Source organism: Leisingera sp. ANG-S5 (genome assembly GCF_000813925.1).
Classification (GTDB): Bacteria; Pseudomonadota; Alphaproteobacteria; order Rhodobacterales; family Rhodobacteraceae; genus Leisingera.
This window is the reverse complement of sequence record NZ_JWLH01000021.1, coordinates 1-16,935: the sequence shown is the minus strand read 5'-3', so window position 1 is coordinate 16,935 and position 16,935 is coordinate 1. Positions and strand designations below refer to the sequence as shown.

Here is a 16,935-nt window from a genome sequence, read left to right as displayed (position 1 = left end):
GGCGTTCCAGGATCAGTTCCCCTTGGCGGATTGGGCGACCTCCGTCTTCACCCCCCAGTCCGCCAGGGCAGCAGACAGCTTCTTGCCTGGGTCCTGATCGGTGAACAAGACCGTGAGCCTGCGCGGTTCCGGCCCGCAGTGGGGAGCCGTTTCAGCAAACTTCGGATGCGCCATGGCAACCGCAACCTTCTGGGCGCAGTCAGCAGCCACGCACGCCAGCTGGGCCTCTTCAGCGCTGTGATAAAGCACGCCTTGTTTGGCCGAGAGCGCGTCCGCAGACAGGATCGCTAGGTCAAGCACGAACCGCCGCAGCTGCTGTTCGGCAACGAAACCGAAAGTGCCGCGCTCGTTGCTCTGCATTTCGCCACCCAGAAAATGCACCCGGTTGCCATTGTGGTTTGCCAGGGTCTGTGCAGCGCCAATTGAGTTTGTAACCACGGTCAAACCCGACTTCTGCCGCAATTCCTCAGCCACAAAAGCTGTGGTGGAGCCTACATCAAGGAACAAAGCCATCCCGTCGCGCACATATCCGGCAGCCAGCGCAGCAATCCGCGCTTTTTCCCTCTGGTTCTCGGAAATCCGCCGCGCAAAGCTTGTTGCGCTTTGCGGACCGGCCAGAAAAGCGCCGCCGTGCACACGCTGTACGGCCCCCGCTTTGTTCAGCGCCTTTATCGTGCGGCGAACGGTCTCTTCGGACACATCCAGCATCTTGGCCAGTTCGGCACTGCGCGCAGAGCCGCCCAGGCGGCGCAATGCGTCCACCAGCTCCATTTCACGATGGGACAGAGAGAGAGAGTCCGACAAGAGATTGTTCCATTTACTTCAGCCGTTTCTGCGCAATTAGGCACGGGCCTGCGGCGCAATTCAAGGCCTTACGGCAACACCCTGCTGCGGTCCGGGCTTTGCACAGGCCTGCAAGAGCCCCACCACTGGAACAGATAGACTTCTCTTTCCGGCAGGTGCTGGCGCACGTTTCCGGGACCGCTGCTTTCTGCGTCCCGCCAAAAGAAAACCGCCGCGGCTTTGGGGCCGCGGCGGTTTCTTTTTGTCTGGCAGGCCGGAGCTTACAGGTTCGGGTAGAGCGGGAACTTGGCGCAGAGGTCGGCGACCTTGGCGCGGACGGAGGCTTCCACGTCTGCATTGCCCTCTTCACCGTTGGCCGCCAGCCCGTCGATCACCTCGATGATCAGGTCGGCGATCTGGCGGAACTCGGCCTCGCCGAAGCCGCGGGTGGTGCCGGCAGGCGTGCCCAGGCGCAGGCCGGAGGTCACGGTGGGCTTTTCCGGGTCGAACGGGATGCCGTTCTTGTTGGTGGTGATATGGGCGCGGCCAAGCGCCTTGTCGGCGATGTTGCCGGTGACGCCCTTGGGCCGCAGGTCGACCAGCATCACATGGGTGTCGGTGCCGCCGGTGACGATGTCCAGGCCGCCCTTGATCAGCTGATCCGCCAGCGCCGCCGCGTTGGCGCGCACCTGCTTCTGGTAGGCCTTGAACTCCGGCTTCAGCGCCTCGCCGAAGGCCGCCGCCTTGCCTGCGATCACATGCATCAGCGGGCCGCCCTGGATGCCCGGGAAGATCGCCGAGTTCACCTTCTTGGCGATGGCCTCGTCGTTGGTCACGATCATGCCGCCGCGGGGGCCGCGCAGGGTCTTGTGGGTGGTGGTGGTGGCGACATGCGCATGCGGGAATGGCGAGGGGTGCTCACCGGCCGCGATCAGGCCTGCGATATGGGCCATGTCGACCATGAAATAGGCGCCGACGCTGTCGGCGATTTCACGGAACTTGGCAAAGTCGATCTGGCGCGGAATGGCAGAGCCGCCGGCGATGATCAGTTTCGGCTGGTGCTCGTTGGCCAGCGCCTGGATCTGATCGTAGTCGATCAGGTTGTCGCTCTGGCGCACACCGTAATGCACCGCGTTGAACCACTTGCCCGACTGGTTCGGCGCGGCGCCATGGGTCAGGTGGCCGCCGGAGGCCAGATCCATGCCGAGGATGGTGTCGCCGGGCTGGATCAGCGCCTGGAACACGCCCTGGTTGGCCTGGGAACCGGAGTTCGGCTGCACGTTGGCGAACTCGCAGCCGAACAGCGCCTTGGCGCGGTCGATCGCCAGGTTTTCAGCCACGTCGACATACTGGCAGCCGCCATAGTAGCGGCGCCCCGGGTAGCCTTCGGCGTACTTGTTGGTCAGCACCGAGCCTTGCGCTTCCATCACCGCGGCGGAGACGATGTTCTCAGACGCAATCAGCTCGATCTCGTCGCGCTGGCGGCCCAGCTCAGCGGTGATCGCGCCAAACAGTTCAGGATCGCGCTCAGACAGCGCTTGGGTGAAAAACAGATCTTTGGACATTCGGGGCTCCTGTCTATCCAGTCCAGCCAAGGCCCGCCGCAACGCAGTTCATCGACTGCATCAGCGGGACCGGCACTGTTGAAGATTTCTGGGCACGCTCTTCGCGCAAGAGGCGCACCTGGGTTTTGTGAATTTCGCGCAGCATGTTTTCCACCCGGCCGAAGCGGGCGCGCAGGCGCGGGAAACGCTGGGACAGGCTGCTGTCACCGGTCAGGAATGCAATTGCTTCGCAGGCAAGCTGGTATTCCTTGCGGATGGAGCCGAAGATTCGGTCGCGGATTTCAGTGTCCTGCACCAGCGTTGCGTAATCGGCAGCGATCTCCATGTCGCTTTGCAGCAGGGTCTTTTCGACCTCATCCACCACCAGGCGGAACAGCGGCGAACCAGTGAACATGTCCTGCAGCACTGCATCGCCGCGGGCACCACGGAACTTGCGGAAGCTGGCAACCGCAGAGCCGAAGCCGTACCAGCCGGTGATCATGTGGCGGTTCTGCGACCAGGCAAAAACCCAGGGGATCGCCCGCAGGTCGTCCAGCGACCCGGCCCCGAAGCGGCGCGCGGGGCGCGAGCCGATCTTGAGCATGGCCAGTTCCTCAACCGGGCTGGCCTGCTGGAAATAGTCCAGGAAACCCGGCACGTTCAGCAGGTTGGAGTAGGCCGCTTGGGACATGCCCGCGAGCGCCTCAAACGCGTCATCGAATTCCGGGTTTACCAGCGGCGTGTCTTCTTGCAGAGAGTGGCGCAGCACGGACGATGCCATCAGCTCCAGCTGGTGCAGGGCGGTGCCGCGGTTGGCGTATTTGGAGCTGACAACCTCTCCCTGTTCTGTGATCCGCATCCGGCCCGCGATGGTGCCCGCAGGCTGGGACGCAATGGCGCGCTCCGCAGGGGCGCCGCCGCGGGAGACCGATCCGCCGCGGCCATGAAAGAACACCGGCTTCATCCGGTGCGCCGCCAGGGTGCGGGTGATCAGCCGCTGCGCCTTCTCCAGCTCCCAGGTGGAGCAGAGGAAACCGCCGTCCTTGTTGCTGTCGGAATAGCCCAGCATCACCTCGATCCGGTTGTCGCCGGACTTCAGCGAGCGGCGGGCAAAGGGGACCTCCAGCAGGCCGTCAAGGATGCCGGGTGCGGCACGCAGGTCGCCTATGGTTTCAAACAGCGGCACCACCTTGAGCGCGGCCTTCTCAGCCCCGAAGCCCGCATAGCGCGCCAGCAGGTAGACCCCCAGCAGATCATCGGTAGAACGGGTCATTGACAGGATGAAAGGCCCCATCGCATGCGGGTCCTCACCCGCCCCTGCATCACGCATCAGCCGCAGCAATTTCAGCAGTTCACCGCTTTGCGGGCTCAGCTCATCCGGGGTCATGTAAGGAAGCGAGGCGCTGCCCAGCTCCTTGCGCAGGCGCGCCGACCAATCCGGGCCGCCGAACTCCGGCACGTCGCCGGAACGCGCCCAAATCTCGGTCAGCGTTTCCGTGGTCACGGTGGAGTTCTGGCGGATATCCAGCGTCACCGTGCGGAAGCCAAAGACATCCGCCTGCCAGCGGATCGGCCGCACATAGCGGGCCGCCAGGCGGTGCGCGCCGATTTCCTCAAGCGCCTCTTCCACTTCTGTCAGGTCGGCAACAAAGTCACCCAGATGTTTATAGGCGCCGGTTTCCTCTGCCGCAGTGGCCTTGATCCGCGCCAGGATCGCGGTCAGCGCCTGGCGAAAGACTTCACCGGGATTGCGGGCAGTCAGAGCAGCGGCACCGGGCGCCGCCGCAACGATCTTTGCCAGCCGGGCGGAGGCTTTGTCCGGTAAGGCAAACACGGCGGCCGAAATCGAGATCCGTTCCGCTGCGGTGGTCAACGCCTTCTGGTAGCGTTTCAGGATTGCTGCGCGGTTCGCAGTCAGCGCTGCCGCTGTCGCCTCAACCGTCACATTCGGGTTGCCGTCGCGGTCGCCGCCGATCCAGGAATGGAACTTGAGGCAGGGCGCATCGGCGCTTTCGCCCAACCGCGGTTCAGCGGCGGCAATATAGCGTTCAAACAGCTGCGGCACCGCTTCATACAGGCTGTCGCGGAAGAACTGCAGGCCCCATTGGATTTCGTCCTGCAGGCTGGGCCGGTCGCGGCGCAGCTCGCCCGTCATCCACAACAAGTCTATTTCGGAACGCAGATCCTCCAGCAGATCAGCGCGCTCGCGCGGGGTCCAGCGCTTGGCCTCCAGCGACACCAGCACGCGGTAGATGCGGCGGTGGATTTCCAGGATGGTGACGCGCTTGGCTTCGGTCGGGTGCGCAGTCAGGGTTGGGCCGATGGAAAACTGGCTGGTGACCTCCTGCAGCCGCTCCGGTGTCGCCAACTCCCCGGCCATATCCAGCGCGCGGGCAAAGCTGCCCTCGACCACTTCCGGCCCGTCCTGCGTCTCCGCCATGCGGCGGTCGCGCATGGCGGCGTTTTCCTCGACGATCTTCAGCAGCTGGAACCAGATGTTGAAGGCCTGCATGTAGGCGGTCGCGGGCTGCCCATTGGAAAGATCCCAAGCGGTTTCAGAAGCAATCTTGGCCGCGACTTCCGGCGCCCGCTGGCGCAGCACATCCAGCCACAAGACGTGCAATTCGGCGCGAAGCCCGGCGGCATAGGAAGTGTCTTCATAGTCCGCGGGGGCAGTTTCGGCAGGATCAGCCATTACATCACCCGGTCGCGCGGCTCGCGTCCTGCAAAGAAGTCGGTCAGATTATCAAGTACGCGGAAGCCCATCGCCTCGCGCGCCTCCCGGGTCGCACTGCCCAGATGCGGCAGCATTACCAGGTTGTCGCAGTCCAGCAGGTCCGGGTTGATGCGCGGCTCGCCATCGAACACGTCCAGCCCGGCACCGCCGATGGTTTCGAACCACAGGGCACGGGACAGGGCCAGCTCGTCAATCACCTCGCCGCGGGCCGTATTAATAAGGAATGCATCCGGTTTCATCAGGTTCAGCATCCGGGTGTTGATCAGATGCCGGTTGGCAGGCCCACCCGGGCAGTGCAGCGAGACGAAATCGCATTTCGGCATTAGATCTTCAAGACCGTCGACTTGAGTGGCGTTAAAACGGGCCAGTACGTCCGGCGACACACGGGAGCGGTTCTGCACCACGATCTTCATGCCAAACCCGTGGTGGGCGCGGCGGGCCATCTCCTGGCCGATGCGGCCAAAGCCGACGATACCCAGCGTCTTGCCGGAGACTTTGGTGCCAACCAGATGGGTCGGGCGCCAGCCGGTCCATTCGCCACCCCGCAGCTCGCGCTCGCCCTCGCCAGCACGGCGGGCCACCATCAAGAGCAGCGTCATGGCGATGTCGGCGGTGCATTCGCTCAGCACATCCGGCGTGTTGGTCACCGTCATGCCGTGACCGGCTGCGCCATGCATATCAATGTGGGAGTAGCCGACCCCGTAGTTGGCCAGGATCCGGGCCTGCGGCTTGGCGATATCGAACGCCTTGGCCGAAATCTTGTCGGTAACGGTCGGCAACACCGCGTCATAAGACGTCATTGCGGCGCGCAGCTCGTCCTCGGTCAGCGGCTTGTCACCGGTGTTCAGCACAGCATCAAACGCCTCAGCCAGCTGCGCCTCAACGGCGGCGGGCCAGCGGCGGGTCACCAGAACCTTGGGCTTTGCCATGATGTCATCTCCCTGACGTGCTTGTGCTTTTATTAATGCGCTCCACCCCCGCCATTGCCCCGGGCCAAGGGTGGAGCGTTGCGCCTGTTCCGTTGCCGGATCAGGCGGCGTTCTTTTTCATCACGCTTGCGATGGTTTCGCCGATCACGGCGGGGTTCTCGGCAACGGTCACGCCCGCGGCCGACAGGATCTCCACCTTCTCGGAAGCGGATTCCCCGAAGGCCGAGATGATTGCGCCCGCGTGGCCCATAGTGCGCCCCTTGGGTGCGGTCAGACCCGCGACATAGGCCACCACCGGTTTGGTCACGTGGTTCTTGATGTAATCCGCCGCTTCCGCTTCCTGCGGGCCACCGATTTCACCGATCATCGCGATGACCTCGGTTTCCGGATCCTTTTCGAACCACTCAAGGATGTCCTTGAAGGAGGAGCCGTTGATCGGGTCGCCGCCGATGCCGACCGAGGTGGAAACCCCTAGACCCAGCTCTTTCAGCTGTGCAGCGGCCTCGTACCCCAGAGTGCCCGAGCGGCCGATGATGCCCACGGTGCCCGGCAGGTAGATGTGGCCCGGCATGATGCCCAGCAGTGCCTTGCCCGGCGAGATGGTGCCCGCGCAGTTGGGGCCGGTCAGGATCATCCGCTTGTCCTTGGGATAGCGGTACATGTAGCGCTTCACGCGGATCATGTCCTGAGCCGGGATGCCGTCGGTGATGCAGACACAGTAGTTGATGCCCGCATCCGCCGCTTCCATGATGGAGTCGGCTGCAAACGGCGGCGGCACAAACACTAGCGAGGCATTGGCCCCAGTGGCCTCAACCGCTTCTTTCACGGTGTTGAAGACCGGCACACCCTCGACGGTCTCGCCGCCCTTGCCCGGCACCACGCCGCCAACAACGTTGGTTCCGTATTCGATCATGTCCTTGGTGTGGAACCGGGCGATCTTGCCGGTGATGCCCTGGACGATGACACGGCTTTCGCGATCAAGAAGGATGCTCATTTCACGGCCCTCACACGAGTGTTTTGATCAAGGTCGTTTTTCCAAGCGCCGACGGCCCGCTCAGCGGCTTCCATCAGCGAGGTTGCGCGGATCAGCGGCAGGCCGGATTGCGCCAGGATCTTCTGGCCTTCCTCCACATTGGTGCCGGCAAGACGGACCACCACGGGCACGTCGACCTGCACTTCCTTCAGCGCCTGCACCACACCTTCGGCAACCCAGTCGCAGCGGTTGATGCCGGCAAAGATGTTGACCAGAACCGCCTGCACATTGCTGTCGGACATCACCAGGCGGAAAGCCTTGGCCACCCGTTCCGGAGTTGCGCCGCCGCCGATGTCCAGGAAGTTGGCAGGCTCGCCGCCGGCCAGCTTGATGGTGTCCATGGTCGCCATCGCCAGGCCCGCACCGTTCACGATGCAGCCGATGTTGCCTTCGAGGCCGACATAAGACAGGCCGCGGTCGGCCGCGCGGCTTTCGCGCGGGTCTTCCTGGGACTTGTCGCGCAGCTCCGCGATCTGCGGGTGGCGGAACAGGGCGTTGTCGTCAAAGGTCATCTTGGCGTCCAGCGCAATGACCCTGTTGTCCGAAGTGACGACCAGCGGGTTGATCTCAACCATGGTGGCGTCCAGTTCGGAAAACGCCTGGTAGCAGCCCTTGAGCGTGCGCACCATTTGCTGCGTCATCGCCGGTTCGATGCCCAGGGCAAATGCGATCTCCCGCGCCTGGAAGTCCTGCAGGCCCACGGCCGGCTCAACGGTCGAGCGCACGATGGACTCGGGCCGCTCGGCAGAGATCTCCTCAATCTCCATGCCACCCTCGGAGGAGGCAACAATCATCACCCGCTGGCTGGAGCGGTCCAGCACAAAGCCGAGGTAAATTTCGCGGGCGATCGGCACCGCACCTTCTACATAGACACGGTAGATGCCTTTGCCTTCGGGGCCGGTCTGGTGGGTCACCAGTTTCTTGCCAAACAGGTTCTCGGTTGCCTCATAGATCTCAGCTTCCGAGTTGCACAGTTTGACGCCGCCCGCCTTTCCGCGGCCGCCGGCGTGAACCTGGGCCTTGACGATCCAGCGGTCGCCGCCCAGTTCCCGCGCGCGGTAGGCCGCCTGCTCGGGGCTGTAGGCCAGCGCACCCGGCGGTACGGTCACGCCGAAGTTGCTCAGAACTTCCTTGGCCTGATACTCGTGGATATCCATGGTCCTCTCCTCCTCATGGATGTCGGAATTCTATTACTCTGCCGGTTCCAATTCCGGCGCGTAATGCTTGTCGAGCAGGGCGTTGATCGCCTCCATGTCGACCTTGGCGCCCATGTCGTTCATCGCCTTGCCAAAGCGGTTGACGATGTCGGTGATGGCCGCCGGAGTGATCTGGTTCAGGATGCCGATGCGGACCTGGACCGGCTCCGACAGGGTCGGCCAGATGCCGAAACCCACGGCGCGGCAGTTGCCCACCAGTTCCTTTTCGCGGCCTGCCAGATCGCCGGGCAGGTTCAGAACCACCAGGCTGGTCATGTTCGAGGTCACGTCGCAGCCCATCGCGGTCACGGCATCGCGCAGCGCTTTCTCGTGGAAGGCATAGTCGCGGGCTTTCTGGGCGCGGCCGTGCTGCAAGGTGATGCGCAGCGCCTCGTGGAAGGCGGCAACCGCATAACCGGAATGAGTGCGGTGGTAGGTGCCGGCAGCAACGTCCTGGCCGTCCACGATGCCCCAGTGGCGGGCCTCAAGGATCGGATTGTGAACATAGGAATGGCAGCCGTTCTCGCGCACGGTCTGGATGTACTGGTCGGTGAAAGACACAGGCGCATAGGTCAGCGGCAGGCACAGCACGCCCTTCTGCGGGCAGGACGCCCAGCCGGCAACGCCCGGGTAATCGTCAATCGAGAAGTCTTCGATGCCCAGCGAGGACACCGCGTCGATCAGGCCCATCACGCCGTGCTTGACGCAAGCGTCCGAGAAACCCTTGAGGTCGTTGATGCGGCCCGAGCCGGTTTCCCAATGCGCCATGAAGGCCCACTTGGGCTTCTTCTCGGCCAGCACCTGCTCCACTAGTTTGCCCGACACCGACTCGCCGTGCGGCACATCCACCACGGTGACGGAGGCCGGCTGCGGGTTCATCGCGTCAGCGGCCAGCTCCTCGCGGGTGGCGGCCTTCATGCGGATGGTCATCGCGTCGATGCCCGAGAAGGTGCCGTTCTGGAAGGCAACCACGGTATCGCCCGGCAGGATTGCATTCAGCATGCAGTCCAGGCCGGAGAAGCCGGTGCCGCCGACGCCGTAGGTGTAGGTGTTGGCGGTGCCCCACAGGTCGCGCAGCATCTGCTTGCACTCGATCATGCCGCGCAGCACGTCCGCCTGCATGTGGTCGGCCAGGCCGGTGTTGGCAAAAGCCTGCAGCACGCGGGGATCGGTATTGCCCGGGCCAGGGCCGGCGGCCAGGGTTTCCGGGATTTCCAGGCTGGGGAAGATCGTGGGTTCAGTCATCGGGGTCAGGCCTCGCTGTTGTCGTTTCGGCGATGTGCCGGAGGTCCCAGGCCTTCTGCGCCGCGATCTTCGCTGCGGGAAGGTTTGTTTCCTGTCGTGCAACATCTGTTAACCTAAGGAAAACCCAGGTCGACAAAACCCGCAACATTCCTATATCCTGCTTTTGGGTATCTAAATGGGCGGCTAAAAACCTACCCGAACTGGTAAAAATACCGTTGCATACCGAAATGCACCCTACCCATTTGGGTAGTTTGAAACGAAAAGGCACCAAATGGCTCCTATAAGCGACAAAGTTTCCCCGATATCGGTCATGCTTGCTGACGCAAATCCCCTGGTGCTGTCGGCCATGTCCGAGATCTTCGACAAAGACCCGCGATTCTCGCTGGTCGCCACCTCCGCAACCGCCGAAGGCTTCCTCGGAACGGTGATGCGGGTGCCGGTTCAGGTTGGGATCATCGACTGGAACCTGCCCGCGCTCGGCGGCGCCAAGCTGATCGAAGTGCTGCGCGACCAGGCCAACGCGCCACGGCTGGTGGTCTATGCCGACGACAGCGGCGACGTTCCGCGCAAGGCGATGAGCGCAGGCGCCGCCGGCTTCGCGCCGCGCTCCAGCGCTGTCGACGGACTCTTGGACACCTGCCTGGCCGTGGCCGCGGGCAAGATGGTTTTCCCCTTCCTCGACGTCCGGGGCCTCCAGACCGATCCGATCGAGCAGCTGTCCCGCCGCGAGCGCACGATGCTTGAGGCGCTATCCAAGGGGCTCACCAACAAGGAGCTCAGCAAGGAGCTGGGGATTTCGACCAACACGGTGAAGTTCCATCTGTCGAACCTCTACGAAAAACTCTCGGTCAAGAACCGCGCCCAGGCGATTGCGTTCTACTACGCCAACCGCGCCGCCAAGGGCGATTTCAGCCTGGAAAAATGATCCTGGCGCATCGTGCCGCGGCTCGCACGCGTGTGCGCATACGCGTGCGCACGCGAGGGCGCGACGCGCGGGCGCGCTCCCGCGCGAATGTATTTAAATGAAAACTTTTTTCTTGACAGGAAACACCCTGATGGGGAATGCCTAAGGAGGAGAGGACGAAACCCCATTGCGAATGAGGAGCGCACTATGTCGTTTCATACCATCGAACAGGCCCCTGGCCGCCTGAACCGCAGCGAGCTGGCAATCCCCGGCTCTCAACCACAAATGTTTGAAAAAGCTGCAAAATCTGACGTCGACGTGATCTTTCTGGACCTCGAAGACGCGGTTGCACCGGACGAAAAAGACCAAGCCCGCAAGAACATCATCGAGGCCCTGAACGACATCGACTGGGGCAATAAATCCATGTCGGTGCGAATCAATGGCCTCGACACCCACTACATGTACCGCGACGTGGTCGATGTGGTTGAACAGGCAGGCGAACGTCTTGACCTGATCATGGTCCCCAAGGTTGGCACCGCAGCCGACGTTTACGCCGTCGACATGCTGGTCACCCAGATCGAAGACGCCAAGGGCTACAAGAAGCGGATCGGCTTTGAGCACATCATCGAGACCGCGCTCGGCATGCAGAATGTGAGTGAAATTGCCGCAGCCTCCAAGCGCAATGAATCGCTGCATTTCGGCGTTGCCGACTATGCCGCCTCGACCCGTGCCCGCACCACCATCATCGGCGGCGTGAACCCGGATTACTCGGTGCTGACCGACCCGGCCGCAGATGGCTCACGCGACGTGCATTGGGGCGACATGTGGCACTACGCTCTGGCCCGCATGGTGGTGGCCGCCCGCGCCAACGGCCTGCGTCCGATCGACGGCCCGTTCGGCGATTTCCAGGACAAGGAAGGCTACAAGGCCGCCGCCAAACGCGCCGCGGTTCTGGGCTGCGAGGGCAAATGGGCCATCCACCCCAGCCAGATCGAACTGGCCAACGAGGTGATGTCGCCGTCGGACGCGGAAATCACCAAGGCGCACCGCATTCTGGAAGCGATGGCCGAAGCTGAAGCGGCCGGTAAGGGCGCAGTGTCGCTGGACGGCCGCCTGATTGACTACGCCTCGATCCGTCAGGCAGAAGTGCTGGTGGAAAAAGCCAAGCAGATCGCCGGCACCTAAGCCGCCGTTCTGTTTCAAGACCTTACGCCGCCCCGGCTTTGGCTGGGGCGGCTAAGCGGCGCTATGCCAGGGAGACGCAGATGACCGGATTGCTGACCACCGCCAAGGCCCTGTTTCAGGCCGCCGTCGACCGGGCAGACCCGGCGCAAGCCCTGCGTGCCCAGCTAGCGACCTCGCCGCTCTCCCCCTTGCCCGAAGGCGGCAGGAATGTGCTGCTGGCTGTCGGCAAGGCTGCCATCCCGATGATGCGCGAAGCGCTGGCGCTGATCCCGGATGCAGACCAGGCTTTGGCGATCACAAACCCTGAAAACTACACGGAAATTCCCGGCGCCACGGTGATCTGCGGCGCCCATCCGGTGCCGGATGAAACCAGCGCTGCTGCAGGTCAGGCCGCCATTGAGCTGGCCCGTTCCCTTAGCCCCAATGACCGGCTGATTACGCTGATTTCCGGCGGCGGCTCCGCCTTGATGGTGGCCCCTGCCCCCGGCCTGACACTGGCGGACAAGGCGGCGGTGAACAAGCTGCTGCTCGCCTCCGGCCTTGAAATCAACGAGATGAATCTGATCCGCCAGCAGCTGTCGGACACCAAGGGCGGCGGACTGCTGCGCCATGCAGCACCTGCCCAGGTGCAGGCCTATATCCTCTCAGACGTGATCGGCGACGACCTGCGCGCCATCGCCTCAGGCCCTACCGTTGCACCGATCGGCACCCGCGCTGATGCGCGCGGGATTATGCAGCGCGCGGGCATCTGGGACAGCGCGCCTGAGGCCGTCAAGACCCGCCTCAGCGCCGCCGAGAATGCCCAGGAAACCCCGCCCCAGGCCACCAACACATTGATCGGTTCCAACCGCCACAGCCTCAAGGCAATGATGGCCGTTGCCGCTGAAGACTGGACCCCCAAGCTGGTCTCGCACCGGCTGGTGGGCGATGTGGCAGAGGCCGCTGAAACGGTTGTAAAAGCGGCAGAAACCGCCCCCAAGGACAAACCTGTTGCGCTGATCTTCGGAGGTGAAACCACGGTGCAGCTCCGCGGCAGCGGCCTTGGCGGGCGCAACCAGGAACTGGCCCTCCGCGTCGCCAAACTGGGCGCGGAACGGCTCAGCGGCGACTGGCTGTTCCTCTCCGGCGGCACTGACGGGCGCGATGGCCCCACGGATGCAGCAGGCGGCATCGCCACTCCCGACACCTGGGAGGCCATCAGGGCAGCAGGTCAGGACCCGGACGCACTGCAGGCCAACAACGACAGCTACGCGGCGCTCAAATCCGCGGGCGCGCTGCTGATCACCGGCGGCACCGGCACCAACGTGGCCGATGTGCAGGTTTTCCTGAGGCTGCCCGGCTGATCACCAGGCCACTCCCGCTTTTCATCTTTCCTGAAATACTCCCGCCGGAGGCTCCCGCGGCGGCAACAGGCGGCGCGCTCAAGCCAAAGCGCGCTTCTCGCCCCACTCAGCCAGATCGTTCACCAGCATCAAGGCCACCCGACGGAACACCTGGCGCAACCGCTCCACATGGGGGCCTTCCAGTTTGAGCTCCGCCAGCGCCTGGTCCATACATTTCAGCCAGTTTTCGGCGTCTTCTCCAGTGATTGGCACATGGGCGTGCATCAGTTTCACGTCCATATGCCCGTGTTTTTCCTCGTAATACCGGCGTCCGCCCATAAAACCGGACAGGAAGTTGAACTGCTCGATCCGGGCATGGTCCATGCCATGCCCCCGCTTGTGCAGTTTGACGATCTGCGCACCGGTCTCGGTTTCCTCGACAATGTCGTAGAACCGTTCCACCAGCGTCCGCAGAACCGCCTCGCCGCCGATCTGTTCTATCAGCTTCTGAACCATTTAACCTCCCTGCCCCGCAGCGGCCGGCCTCAGGATTGAGGCCGGGTCTTTTTGGGGTCGTAATGGGCAAAAGGTACAATCTTGGCGGGCAGACGTTTTTGATGCCCGTCAAGTTTACCGATTTCCACCTCGGTTCCGGCCTCCGAACAGGACACATCCACCCGTGCCAGCGCGATGTTCTTGCCCAGAAGCGGCGAACGCATGGAGGAGGTCACCTCGCCGATCTGCGCCCGGCCGATGTGGACGCAATCGCCATGACCCACGTCGATTGCCGAGTCAATGTCCAGCCCGACCAGCTTGCGGGCAGGCGTGGTCTTGCGCCGGATCAGCGCATCGCGGCCGATGAAATCATCCTCTTTCGATTTCAGCGGCACCGTGAAACCGATGCCCGCCTCAAACGGGTCGGTCTGATCGCTGAAGTCGTAACCGGCAAAGATCAAACCGGCCTCGATCCTCACCATATCCAGCGCCTCCAGCCCCATCGGGCGGATGCCGTGGTCCTGCCCGGCCTCCCAGACCGCGTCAAACACCTCACTGGCGTGTTTCGGGTGGCAGAAGATCTCATATCCCAGCTCGCCGGTGTAGCCGGTCCGCGAGACCACCACCGGCACGCCCTGGTCATCCCCGATGCGTGCGGGCGTGAAGCGGAACCAGCCCAGTTCCTCCAGCGTCGGATTATGGGGCATGGTCCAGATGATCTTCTTCAGCAGATCGCGGCTTTCAGGGCCTTGCACGGCGATATTGTGCTGCATGTCGGTCGAGGACCGGATCAGCACGTTCAGGCCCAGCTTCTCCGCCTGCTCGCGGATCCACTCCCCGCCATAGTCCGAGCCGCCGATCCAGCGGAAATTGTCCTTGCCCAGGCGGAACACGGTGCCGTCATCGATCATGCCGCCATGCGGGTAGCACATCGCGGTATAGACCACCTGCCCCACCGCCAGCTTCTTGATGTTGCGGGTAAAGATGTACTGGCACAACGCCTCGGCATCCGGTCCGGTAATCTCAAACTTGCGCAGGGCGGACAGGTCCAGCACCACCGATTTCTCGCGGCAGGCCCAGTATTCCTCCAGCGGGCCGGACTCGGCATAGCAATTGGCCAGCCAGAACCCGTTATACTCGATGAAATTGCGGGTCATCTTGCTGAGGCGGTCGTGGAAACCGGTTTCCTTGGTCATCTTGGGCTCCGATTCAGGGGTCGCGCGGAACGCAATCGCCCGCTTGAAACTCTCTTGGCCGCTGTAGGTGCGGACGTGAATGTCGGTGGGGTTCCAGCCATTGGCGGCGCTGGTGTCATCCGGGCAGGCAGAGCTGACACAAACCAGATCGGTCAGCGCCCGCAGCAGCACGTAGTCGCCGGGCCGGGTCCAGGGCTCATCAGCATACATCACGCCGTGATCGTCCAGCCCGGTGTTGAAGAAGAAGTTGATCGCCATCCAGCCAGCCCGCGGCGTTACCCCGTGGCCCGCCAGCACGCCGTTGAAGTTATCCGAGCAGTTCACATGGCCGGGATAGCCGATGTCGTCATAATACTTCGCGGCACAGGCGAGGGCAAAAGCATCGTGGCGCCCCACGGTGTCCTGCACCACCTCGACCAGCGGCAGCATGTCCTGGTCATAGTATTTCGCATGCAGCCCTGGCATCGGATAGGCATGGCCCATCAGCGTGCGGGTGGTGGTCACATCCAGCGCATGCTCAATCCCCTTGTCCAGTTTGCGGGCGGCGAAGCACTGGAAGTCGGTGCACTGGCGGCCATCCACATCAATGATCTGGATATAGTCGCCGGCCTTCACGAAATAGCTTTCGGCAGTGGCGCTATGCACCCGAACCTCATTGACCGGCTCCGCCAGCGGGTCGGGCAACTCAAACCGGGCCACCTGCTTAATCACGGCACGTTTGACCAACACGGTCAATGAGGTCGCAGTGTCCTGCTTTTCGAAGTCCATGATGCCGCCGGGGGCCGCGATGATCACCACGCCGTCGCGCTGCACGGCGAAGCTCTCTTCGGTCTTGGCCGGTGTCGCACTGTCGAAGACCCGCACCGCACCGCCCTGCGCCAAATCAATGCCGCGCGCCTCCATACCCATGCGCAGGCCGCGTAGGGACTGATCCGAGGTCGTCAGCAGCGCCTTCAAGCCGCCGGCATCGCAGTTCGCTGCTGCACCGATGATCCTGGCATCGATGCGCCCCTTATCCTCGGCGGCGATGATCTCGCAGGGCTGGCCGCCCTCGTCATTGGTCACCGTCACCCGGTCGCCGGTCTCCACCCGGATCAGGATCGCGCCGCAGCCTTCGACCGCATAACGTTCGGTTCCCTTGGGCAATGAGAACACCGACGGCTGATACAATCCGGAGGGCTTCGGCGGCCCTTTGACAACCTCAGGGAAGCTCATGTCATTCATCGCGCATCTCCTGTTGGACTCCGGCCAATTCTTGCACGGTCGGAATATTTATTTATTGAAAAGAATATTCCGATACGGCACTCTAATCAACAAACATGTTGATTTTCTGCGGAAAAATGGCGATTGCCCGGGATGCGGCATTTTCCTGGGGGTGAATGCCGCAAACAAAAGGATAACCGCCATGCACTCGCTGGTACTGGGACTGATTGCAGCGCTTGCCTGGGGCATACATGACCTCTGCGTGCGGGTTGTCTCCAAGAAAACCGGTATTCTGCCCGCCATGCTGACGGTGTTTGCAACGGGTGCGATTCTGATGGCTGCGGCAGGCCTTGCCCTGGCGGATTGGCCCGCGATGACTCTGCCGGCAGCCAAACTCGCCGGGCTCTCCGGCGCCATCTACGCTCTTGCGTCCTACGCGCTGTACCGCGCCTTTGCGCTGGGGCCGGTTCGGCTGGCGGCGCCGCTGATCGGCGCCTATCCGGTGCTGTCGCTTGGCTTGGCAATGCTGCAGGGGCAGCCGGTCGGGCCCGGCCACTGGCTGGCAGTTGCCGCGGTGGTTGGCGGCGTGGGCTGCATCGCGGTGTTTTCAGCCGAGGACGACGGCGGCGCGATAAACCCGCGGACCGCAGGATGGGGACTGATGGCGGCAACCGGCTTTGCGCTGACCTTTGCAACCGGCCAGGCCGCAACCCAGGCCGGGGCTGAGCTGCCGGTGCTGATCCTGACCCGCGCGGCTGCAATCCTGCTGGCGGCGGCCCTCGCAATCCTGTTGCGTGCGCTGCAGCTCCCGCCCCGCCAGGTCCTGCCGCTTCTCTGCGTGATGGGCGCGCTGGATGCAGTTGCGCTGGGTCTGGTGATATATTCAGGCTCCCTTCCCCGGCCCGAGTTCGCCTCCGTCAGCGCCTCATTGTTTGGTCTTGTTACCGTGGTTCTGGCCTGGCTGGTTCTGCGCGAAAGCATGACACGCGCCCAATGGGTCAGCGTCGCTGTCACATTCGGCGGCATCGCCTACTTGGGCTTCTGACGCCTCTCCCCTTCTTCTTTGAACAAAATACTCCCGCCGGAGGCGTTCCGGCGGGAGCAAATTTGTTCGAAGCTCAGTGTTCTGCGCTTCAGGCGGTGAGGCCTTCTGGCTCTGCGAG

General features: G+C 63.2%; 13 protein-coding genes. 4 read left to right on the top strand and 9 right to left on the bottom strand.

Going from position 1 to position 16,935, the window contains the following annotated elements:
* Window positions 1-12: 12 nt before the first annotated feature.
* The 7 genes from RA25_RS20370 to RA25_RS20340 form a co-directional block, all read right to left on the bottom strand.
* Window positions 13-804 carry a DeoR family transcriptional regulator gene (locus RA25_RS20370; protein WP_019298671.1) on the bottom strand — a complete coding sequence of 264 codons (792 nt, stop codon included), beginning with the start codon at window positions 802-804 and terminating at the stop codon, window positions 13-15.
* Window positions 805-1,064: 260 nt separating this feature from the next.
* Window positions 1,065-2,348 (bottom strand): serine hydroxymethyltransferase, encoded by a 1,284-nt coding sequence (gene glyA, locus RA25_RS20365; protein WP_039174758.1) that lies wholly within the window; start codon window positions 2,346-2,348, stop codon window positions 1,065-1,067.
* A 13-nt stretch (window positions 2,349-2,361) separates the two neighbouring features.
* Window positions 2,362-5,022 carry a phosphoenolpyruvate carboxylase gene (locus RA25_RS20360; RefSeq protein ID WP_039174757.1) on the bottom strand — a complete coding sequence of 887 codons (2,661 nt, stop codon included), beginning with the start codon at window positions 5,020-5,022 and terminating at the stop codon, window positions 2,362-2,364.
* Entirely contained in the window at window positions 5,022-5,993 is a 972-nt protein-coding gene (locus tag RA25_RS20355) for a 2-hydroxyacid dehydrogenase (RefSeq protein WP_039174756.1), read from the bottom strand. The genes RA25_RS20360 and RA25_RS20355 overlap by 1 nt, the downstream gene beginning before the upstream one ends.
* Before the next feature lie 100 nt (window positions 5,994-6,093).
* Window positions 6,094-6,987 (bottom strand): succinate--CoA ligase subunit alpha, encoded by an 894-nt coding sequence (sucD, locus tag RA25_RS20350; RefSeq protein ID WP_019296923.1) that lies wholly within the window; start codon window positions 6,985-6,987, stop codon window positions 6,094-6,096.
* Window positions 6,984-8,183 (bottom strand): malate--CoA ligase subunit beta, encoded by a 1,200-nt coding sequence (locus RA25_RS20345; protein WP_019296924.1) that lies wholly within the window; start codon window positions 8,181-8,183, stop codon window positions 6,984-6,986. The genes sucD and RA25_RS20345 overlap by 4 nt, the downstream gene beginning before the upstream one ends.
* 33 nt (window positions 8,184-8,216) lie before the next feature.
* Entirely contained in the window at window positions 8,217-9,467 is a 1,251-nt protein-coding gene (locus RA25_RS20340) for an aminotransferase class V-fold PLP-dependent enzyme (RefSeq protein WP_019296925.1), read from the bottom strand.
* 310 nt (window positions 9,468-9,777) lie between these two features.
* Here RA25_RS20340 and RA25_RS20335 point away from each other — a divergent pair, with 310 nt between their 5' ends.
* From RA25_RS20335 to RA25_RS20325, 3 genes are all read left to right on the top strand, one after another.
* Window positions 9,778-10,392: a response regulator transcription factor gene (locus tag RA25_RS20335; RefSeq protein WP_039174755.1), complete on the top strand. Its 615-nt coding sequence runs from the start codon at window positions 9,778-9,780 to the stop codon at window positions 10,390-10,392.
* Between the two features lie 186 nt (window positions 10,393-10,578).
* On the top strand, window positions 10,579-11,556 hold the full coding sequence (locus RA25_RS20330) for an HpcH/HpaI aldolase/citrate lyase family protein (RefSeq protein ID WP_039152451.1): 978 nt from the start codon (window positions 10,579-10,581) through the stop codon (window positions 11,554-11,556).
* An 80-nt stretch (window positions 11,557-11,636) separates the two neighbouring features.
* Window positions 11,637-12,899 carry a glycerate kinase type-2 family protein gene (locus tag RA25_RS20325; protein WP_019296929.1) on the top strand — a complete coding sequence of 421 codons (1,263 nt, stop codon included), beginning with the start codon at window positions 11,637-11,639 and terminating at the stop codon, window positions 12,897-12,899.
* Window positions 12,900-12,977: 78 nt separating this feature from the next.
* Here the strand turns inward: RA25_RS20325 and RA25_RS20320 are convergent, their stop codons facing one another.
* Window positions 12,978-13,394, bottom strand: coding sequence for a group II truncated hemoglobin (locus RA25_RS20320; protein ID WP_019296930.1), 417 nt, complete (start codon window positions 13,392-13,394; stop codon window positions 12,978-12,980).
* A 29-nt stretch (window positions 13,395-13,423) separates the two neighbouring features.
* Window positions 13,424-15,793, bottom strand: a complete 2,370-nt coding sequence (tdm, locus tag RA25_RS20315) for a trimethylamine-oxide aldolase Tdm (RefSeq protein ID WP_039174754.1) — start codon at window positions 15,791-15,793, stop codon at window positions 13,424-13,426.
* Between the two features lie 181 nt (window positions 15,794-15,974).
* On the opposite strand from tdm, the gene RA25_RS20310 reads away from it, so the two are divergent.
* The gene (locus RA25_RS20310; RefSeq protein WP_039174753.1) at window positions 15,975-16,817 is read left to right on the top strand and encodes a DMT family transporter; all 843 of its coding nucleotides are present in this window, start codon (window positions 15,975-15,977) and stop codon (window positions 16,815-16,817) included.
* Window positions 16,818-16,935 lie beyond the last annotated feature (118 nt).

What these genes read in the sequence shown, in the direction of transcription:
- glyA (WP_039174758.1), bottom strand. Translation starts at nt 2,348, where the DNA reads ATGTCCAAAGATCTGTTTTTCACCCAAGCGCTGTCTGAGCGCGATCCT.
- RA25_RS20360 (WP_039174757.1), bottom strand. Translation starts at nt 5,022, where the DNA reads ATGGCTGATCCTGCCGAAACTGCCCCCGCGGACTATGAAGACACTTCC.
- RA25_RS20355 (WP_039174756.1), bottom strand. Translation starts at nt 5,993, where the DNA reads ATGGCAAAGCCCAAGGTTCTGGTGACCCGCCGCTGGCCCGCCGCCGTT.
- sucD (WP_019296923.1), bottom strand. Translation starts at nt 6,987, where the DNA reads ATGAGCATCCTTCTTGATCGCGAAAGCCGTGTCATCGTCCAGGGCATC.
- RA25_RS20345 (WP_019296924.1), bottom strand. Translation starts at nt 8,183, where the DNA reads ATGGATATCCACGAGTATCAGGCCAAGGAAGTTCTGAGCAACTTCGGC.
- RA25_RS20340 (WP_019296925.1), bottom strand. Translation starts at nt 9,467, where the DNA reads ATGACTGAACCCACGATCTTCCCCAGCCTGGAAATCCCGGAAACCCTG.
- RA25_RS20335 (WP_039174755.1), top strand. Translation starts at nt 9,778, where the DNA reads ATGCTTGCTGACGCAAATCCCCTGGTGCTGTCGGCCATGTCCGAGATC.
- RA25_RS20330 (WP_039152451.1), top strand. Translation starts at nt 10,579, where the DNA reads ATGTCGTTTCATACCATCGAACAGGCCCCTGGCCGCCTGAACCGCAGC.
- RA25_RS20325 (WP_019296929.1), top strand. Translation starts at nt 11,637, where the DNA reads ATGACCGGATTGCTGACCACCGCCAAGGCCCTGTTTCAGGCCGCCGTC.
- RA25_RS20320 (WP_019296930.1), bottom strand. Translation starts at nt 13,394, where the DNA reads ATGGTTCAGAAGCTGATAGAACAGATCGGCGGCGAGGCGGTTCTGCGG.
- tdm (WP_039174754.1), bottom strand. Translation starts at nt 15,793, where the DNA reads ATGAATGACATGAGCTTCCCTGAGGTTGTCAAAGGGCCGCCGAAGCCC.
- RA25_RS20310 (WP_039174753.1), top strand. Translation starts at nt 15,975, where the DNA reads ATGCACTCGCTGGTACTGGGACTGATTGCAGCGCTTGCCTGGGGCATA.